Origin of the sequence: Methanoregula sp., assembly GCF_028679125.1 — an archaeon.
In the GTDB taxonomy this organism is placed as follows: domain Archaea; phylum Halobacteriota; class Methanomicrobia; order Methanomicrobiales; family Methanospirillaceae; genus Methanoregula.
The window spans coordinates 26,036-33,256 of sequence record NZ_JAJRCG010000026.1 but is presented as its reverse complement, the minus strand read 5'-3'; the positions used below and the strand labels follow the sequence as shown (position 1 = coordinate 33,256).

Genomic DNA, 7,221 nt, shown 5'->3' with positions numbered 1-7,221 from the left:
CGTTCACGAACATCCAGTGGGCCCGCCTCTACGTCAACGTCTACTCCGGTTCCGGGTCCGCCAACTGGCCCTCCCGCACCACGATCTCGCTCGATGGTAATGGTGATGGAACCTACGAGACCACGCTCGGAGTGGAGAACATGAGCATGAGTTCCTATTCCGGTGATGGCAAGGTGTACTGGCTCAACGACCACACGAACCGGGTCTACTCTGATTACGAGACCGAGTATGATGTTACGAGCCTGATCACGTCTGCGACCCCGTCAGTCCACGTAAAGAACGAGAAGACCGGAAGCCTTTATGACGGTCGGCTCAAGGCGGTCACGCTGGTTGTTGCCTACAATGATGGCGATACCGACCAGGTCCGGTACTTCGTCAACCACGGCGGGGACTGGTTCAATTCGGGAAGCTCGTCCACCACCTTCGGCACGGCCGGGATAGCGTCAGGATTCACGAACGCGACGTTAAGCAACGTCGGCCTCTCAAGCAGTGATGCCACCTATGCCTTCAACGGGGTATCCCTTGCAGGTGCAGACCCGGTCGCACCCATCAACTACTACGAGAACCACACCTGGTCCGTGAAGGATGCAGTCAGTACTGCCGCAAACAGCGTCTTCCAGTACAGTTATGTGGCACCGTCTTTCAAGACCACGCTCGCGACGCTTGCGATCAAGTACCCGGGTACAACAACGATTGCCCCGGTTGCGTCCTTCTCAGCGAACATGACGTCAGGCACGGTACCCTTCACGGTTGCCTTCACGGACGCATCCACAAACTCCCCGACCGCGTGGTCGTGGGACTTCAACAACGACGGGACGGTTGACAGCACCACGCAGAACGCAACGTATACCTTCCTGTCGGCCGGCACCTACACAGTCAACCTGACCGCAACCAACACCGCCGGCAGCAGTTCGTCGGTCCAGGCGGATTACATCACCGCAGGTTCAGGGCCGGTAGGATCTGCCCCGGTCGCAGCGTTCAGCGCCGATAAAACAACCGGCACCTATCCATTGACGGTCTCCTTCACCGATGCGTCAACCAACACCCCGACCAGCTGGGCCTGGGACTTCGGGGACGGCAACGTAACCAACGCCACCGTCCGGAACCCGGTCCACACGTACACGAACGCCGGGACGTATACGGTGAACCTCACCGCAACCAATGCAGCCGGCAGCGATTATGAAAACAAGGCCGGGCACATCACGGTCACCGGTTCGGCATCGAACGACCTCGCCATCACCGGGACGGTGGACACCGCACCGGTTGCAGCAGTCTTTGCCCGGGAAGCGAACACGGTTACTGTCACCGATATCACGAATACCGGAACCACTGCCGTCACCAATATAGAAGTCGGCCTGTATGCGGGCGATGTCAGCAGCAGCGTGCCGGTAAACACGATCACCATCGCATCGCTGGCGGGCGGTGCGACAACCACGGTCAGCCTCATCGACCCGACCATCCGGGATCTTGAAGGCGGCACGGTCACGTATACCGCAGCCGTTGACCCGGCCAACCTGATCGCCGAGACGAACGAGACCAACAACAACCAGACGACCGCATCCAAGCCCGTAAAGTTCAACGGGTACAAGGGCAAGGGCATCTACTGGAACGGCGGCAGCAACATCACGACAAAGCACACCTACGACCTGAACGGCGATGTCCTGTATTCCACCCAGCCCGCCACCGCTTACAAGGGCCAGGGCTGGGCAACACGGACCGAGACCTGGTCAGCGGGGAACCTGCCGGTCCCGTCCGGTGCGACCATCCAGAAGGTGTTCCTGTATATCAACTACAACTGGGACCAGACTCCCGCTGGTGTGCCCAACATGACCGCGACCTTCAACGGCAACACGGTCGTTTTGGGAACACCGTACATGGACAAGAGCAACTTCGGCAGCTATGCCAACTACAAGTACGGGCTGTATCCTGCGATCGATGTGACGACCCGGTTCGTCAACGGCGGCGACAACACGCTCGTCATGACCCCGGGCACCGGCAACAAGAATGCCCTGTACCCGAGCACGCTCGTCGTCATCTACGCCGATCCGACCGCAACACGGAAACAGATCTTCATCAACGAGGAATGCGATGAACTCGGGACGTCACCGTCCGGTTACAGCACAACGCTTGAGGAGGCAACCGCCTACGCACCCTTCACCGGCTTAACCATCGACACCGCGTCCGTCAGGACCGCGACCCTCCACAGTTTTGCCGGAAGTGCCGGGCCGTCCGAAGGCAACCTGCTCTTCAACGGTGCTACCGTTGCGACCGCAGCCTGGCAGGGATCCTCCAGCACCGCCTCGGCCCGGTCCTTTGATGTGAGGAGTTACCTCACGGGAACCGGGAACGAAGCCGCAATCCAGGGGGATACAAGCGGCGGTATGGACGCTCTCATGCAGATCCTGGTTGTTGAATATGCAACCACAGTCTCTGCGCCGGTATCAGCGTTCACAACCGGCACAACCACCGGTACCGCACCCTTCACGGTAATCTTCACCGATGCGTCGACCAACACCCCGACCAGCTGGCTCTGGGATTTCGGTGACAATGACGCAACCAATTCCACGAAACAGAACCCGGTGCATACCTACCAGAGTGCAGGCACCTATACGGTCAACCTCACGGTAACCAATGCGGCGGGCAGTGACCGTGAAGAGAAGACCGGTTACGTCATCGTAACCGCAGCCGGTCCCGGTGCCGCCCCGGTAGCCTCGTTCAGTACCAACGTGGCAGCCGGTCTTGCGCCGCTATCCGTCCAGTTCACGGACAGTTCCGCGACAAATCCGACGGCCTGGTCGTGGGACTTCAACAACGACGGCGTTGTTGACAGTATCGAAGAATCACCAACGCACCTGTTCAGCACAGCGGGCATCTACACCGTGAACCTGAGTGTCACCAATGCGAGTGGCACCACAACCTTAACAAAACCCAATCTCATCGCCGTATCTTCAGGAGTAGACCGGCTGGCCACGGACCAGAGCGGCACGGTGAGCGGCGACCTGTATGTTGGGGCATACCAGCCGGTTGCGTGGAGCAGCCAGTCGACAACACCCGGCCTGAAAACCTTCGCGCAGGCCTACACCCTCCCGGCGCACACGGACATCCAGTGGGCCCGGCTCTATGCCGTGGTCTATGCAGCCGGTACCGATAACCGTGCCGGTGAGGCAGCGGTTACCTTTGACCGCGATGGCGATGGTACCTACGAGACTGCGCTCGGTACCGAAACGCTCGCCATCCCGGCAACCGGCACAGCCGAAGTGTATCGGGTTAACGACCACGTGACCCGGCAGTACTCGGATTACCTGATCTGGTATAATGTCACCCCGTATATCAGCGCGAATACGGTCAATGCCCAGATCGTCACCCGGAATCTGAACAGTTCGACATTTGACGGCCGGCTCAAGACCCTGACGCTCGTTGTCGCGTATAACGACGGCGACTCCGACCAGGTACACTACTGGGTGAACGACGGCCATGATTACCAGGTAAAGACCGACAGTGCCGTGACATCGGCATTTGCAACCGGGTCGCTTGCCCCCGGATGGACCACGGCAGTCCTCACCAATCTTGGTCTGTCATCGCAGGACGCTATCTATTCATTCAACAGCAATGAACTCGCCCGCCAGGGCAGCGGTCTGCCATCCTTTGCAACCAACACCTGGGATGTCAAATCCTATCTGACCGCTGGCACCGACACCAGTTTCACCTACCAGCATAACACCAGCACCACTTACAAAACAATCCTCGCAACGCTCACGGTGAAATATTCGGCCGCAGCCCCCGTAGCACCGGTTGCCGCGTTCAGTGCGACACCGGTCTCCGGCACGGCACCGCTGGCCGTCACGTTCACGGATGCATCGACCAACGCCCCGACAAGCTGGTTATGGGACTTCGGGGACGGTAACGTAACCAATGCAACGAACCAGAACCCGGTGCATACCTATATTGCCGCCGGTAATTACAGCGTCAACCTTACAGCAACCAATGCGGCGGGCAGCGACAGTGAAGCCAGGACCCGGTACATCACCGTAACCGCATCCAGCGTAACGCCGGACAAACCGGTTGCATCGTTCAGGGCCAACAAGACCGAAGGCGACCAGCCGCTTGCCGTGAAGTTCACGGACGCGTCGACCAACACACCAACAAGCTGGTTATGGGACTTCGGGGACAGCGGGTCATCAACCGAACAGAACCCGGTCCATACCTATATTGCCGCCGGTAATTACAGCGTCAACCTTACAGCAACCAATCTGGCCGGCAGCGACAGTGAAGCCAGGACCCGGTACATCACCGTAACCGCATCCAGCGTAACGCCGGATAAACCGGTTGCATCGTTCAGGGCCAACAAGACCGAAGGCGACCAGCCGCTTGTCGTGAAGTTCACGGACGCGTCGACCAACACACCAACAAGCTGGTCGTGGGACTTCGGTGACAGCGGGTCATCGGCCGAACAGAACCCGGTCCACCGGTATACAACAACCGGCACGTATACGGTCAGCCTGACGGCAACCAATGCGGCGGGCAGCAACCAGGTAACCAGGACCCGGTACATATCCGTCATTGCCCCGGTTGTCGAGAACAACGGGTTCGTGATCCCTGAAATCGAGACTACGACCACCGGAACCACCCAGAACGTCACCATCAACAGCACCAGCGCGAACGTCACAACAACCGGCAATGTCGTCACCATCAACAACACGGCCAGCTGGTCGTCCCTGGCAATCACCCTGAGCGGTACGCCGGAGACCGGGACCGGGACCATCAACGGCACCGTTGAGACCGTCAGGGCCGTTACCGAACCGGTCACCGTGCCGCTCGCGGAAGTCGGCACGCCGACCGTCCAGATCGCGCTGGACCTGGACGCAATGCCCAACACGACAGCCGCCATCACGCAGACCATAACCAAGGAACCGGACAGCACCGCCCAGAGTTCGTTCACCCTGCTCGCCAGTGCGGACGGCAAGCAGATCGATGATATCGCGTATACCATCAACATCGCAAAGACCGACCTCAAAAACGCCGGCGACGGCGGCATTATCCAGTCCGCGACCCTCACCATGACCGTCAGCCCGGCCTGGGTTGCCGCACAGGGAGGTTTCGGCAATATCAGGGTTCTCCGGAGAGCCGATGACGGCACGACCCAGATCCTGGTGCCGGTGCTCGCGGGTACCGATGCCTCCGGGAACTACATCCTGACCGTGGTCTCCCCAGGCGGCCTCTCGACCTTCTCGCTCGCATCACTCTCACCAGTCACTTCAACCACAACCTCCGGCAGCGCCTCAACCTCAGGTTCTTCCACCGCCAGCGCATCCACCTCTGCCGGCATTGAGACCAGCAGTGCGGATCCTGCGGACTCATCAGTCATATCGTCCTCCTCTTCCACCGCCCAGAAAGCGCCGCTGGATCCCAGCGCCTACCCCTGGTCATCCCATGCGGTAAACGGAAATACCCACATCTCGCAGGTCGATATCCAGACCACCGCATCAATCCCGGACCTCTTCATCCTCACGACAAAACCGGATTCATTACCGTCGGCTATCGCCAAACCATCCTACCCGGTCTACGAATACCAGAAGATCGATCTCTACAAGGCAACAAGCGACGACGTTTACCAGGCCGTTATCGAGTTCACCGTCAGCAAGTCCTACCTGGATGAACAGAAGATGACCTTCCATGATGTCCAGCTCCTCCGCTATACCAACAAGGCCTGGGAACCACTCCCCACCGAATATGTTGGTGTGAGAAACGGCGACTATGTATTCAAGGCAACCTCAAGCGGGTTCTCCTACTTCGCTACCGCTCTCGTAAAAAACGCTACCTCCGTTACCGTCACGGAAGTTACTACCACGGTAACACCGGGCATCACCGTTACTCCGGAAACAACGGTCGTAACATCGCGGAAGACTGCGGTTCCGACTATCGCAAAAACCTTGGCCGCCCCGCTCGAAACACCTGAGGCACCGACCACTCCCCTCCCGATGGTTATCTTCGGTATCGCCGGCATCATCGTCCTCGCCATCAGCGTTGTCGTTATCCGGAAATGGTGGATACGCAGGCAGAACCCGGCGCTGTTCCGGAAATATTAATTATTTTTTTGGGGGAAATTTCCGTACGGCATTAATTACTTCTGAACCCAGCGGTGACACCGCAACCGGCATCACTATTGCACAGGAATATTCTTCATGGGGGAAAAGTCCGCGAACCGGACAATTTTTTGGCGGTGCTAGGGGGGTCGCGTGGGTACAAAACGATCGCTGATCATACCAGCGCGGGTAAGTGAGCGGTGAGTTGCGCGTCCCGTATCACACATTGATATAATAAAAAATTCTTTTTTATGGGATCCTGGTGTGGCTGAAATGTTCAGAACAATGGTATCCGGGCACTTACTTCTCGAGAGGGATTGTCGTGAGTTTCACGGACTCGACACCCTTGTGGGCCATCAGTTTCTCGGCAAGGTTTTTAAGGTGTGTACCTTCCCCGTGAACGAGGATCACTTCCATGCACCGGGTATGTGTCACGTGAGAGTGGAGCGAGGCTTTGATAATGCCATGATATTCGTGCTCTATCTCCGTAATATCAGAAAGAAGATTGCGTTGATCATGGTCGTAGACCATCGTAATGACCCCCTCCCGTTCCCCCTTGACGTCAGACATCCATTTGTAGTAGGTAATGTAGGTGCGGATCGCATCGCGTATGCCCTCCGAGCGGGAGGAGTACCCCCGGTAGTTCAGGATTTCATCGAACCGGTCGAGCAGGTTTTTTGGCAGTGAAATACCAATCCGTGAGAGGTCGTCATCCATGGTCATGGTAAGATCAGTGATGAGAATATCACCGCTGTTAGATTTTCAATGTTTTGAAAAATTGGGGGAGAATGTTGTACTGATTAAGAATTATCTTATTTGAGAATGCCCAGCGTTATAAGACCTTGATATACAAGTACGTATTTTGATGGCCTTGCCCGACAATGCATACTGACGTTTTCCCGTGGTTCTCAAAATGGATGAAATTGTCCTGATCCAGGGCCTGATGGCGATGAGGATTCGTACATCTTTATCGAATCCTGGCTGATGATCGATGAGAGCGGGGAGAGGGTATTGATCTGGTCCACGAATGGCCTCAGGTCTGAATCCGGTATATCTTCCGGCTTCATGAGGTGATATCATGGCATAAACCCGATAATAAAAAAACCTGCCAGATTACCTGAACGTATTACCTTTTTTA

At 57.2% G+C, this 7,221-nt stretch carries 3 protein-coding genes; 1 reads left to right on the top strand and 2 read right to left on the bottom strand.

The window, feature by feature from the left end:
• Window positions 1-6,086 (top strand): DUF3344 domain-containing protein (locus LUQ43_RS12915; protein ID WP_299968412.1); only part of this gene is annotated, 6,086 nt, incomplete at its 5' end.
• Window positions 6,087-6,383: 297 nt separating this feature from the next.
• On the opposite strand, the gene nikR is transcribed toward LUQ43_RS12915, so the two are convergent.
• Both nikR and LUQ43_RS12905 read right to left on the bottom strand, forming a co-directional pair.
• Complete coding sequence (gene nikR, locus LUQ43_RS12910; RefSeq protein WP_299968410.1) at window positions 6,384-6,806, bottom strand: nickel-responsive transcriptional regulator NikR; 423 nt, start codon at window positions 6,804-6,806, stop codon at window positions 6,384-6,386.
• A gap of 185 nt (window positions 6,807-6,991) precedes the next feature.
• Window positions 6,992-7,150, bottom strand: coding sequence for a hypothetical protein (locus LUQ43_RS12905; protein WP_299968408.1), 159 nt, complete (start codon window positions 7,148-7,150; stop codon window positions 6,992-6,994).
• Window positions 7,151-7,221: the final 71 nt, after the last annotated feature.

What these genes read in the sequence shown, in the direction of transcription:
- nikR (WP_299968410.1), bottom strand. Translation starts at nt 6,806, where the DNA reads ATGACCATGGATGACGACCTCTCACGGATTGGTATTTCACTGCCAAAA.
- LUQ43_RS12905 (WP_299968408.1), bottom strand. Translation starts at nt 7,150, where the DNA reads ATGAAGCCGGAAGATATACCGGATTCAGACCTGAGGCCATTCGTGGAC.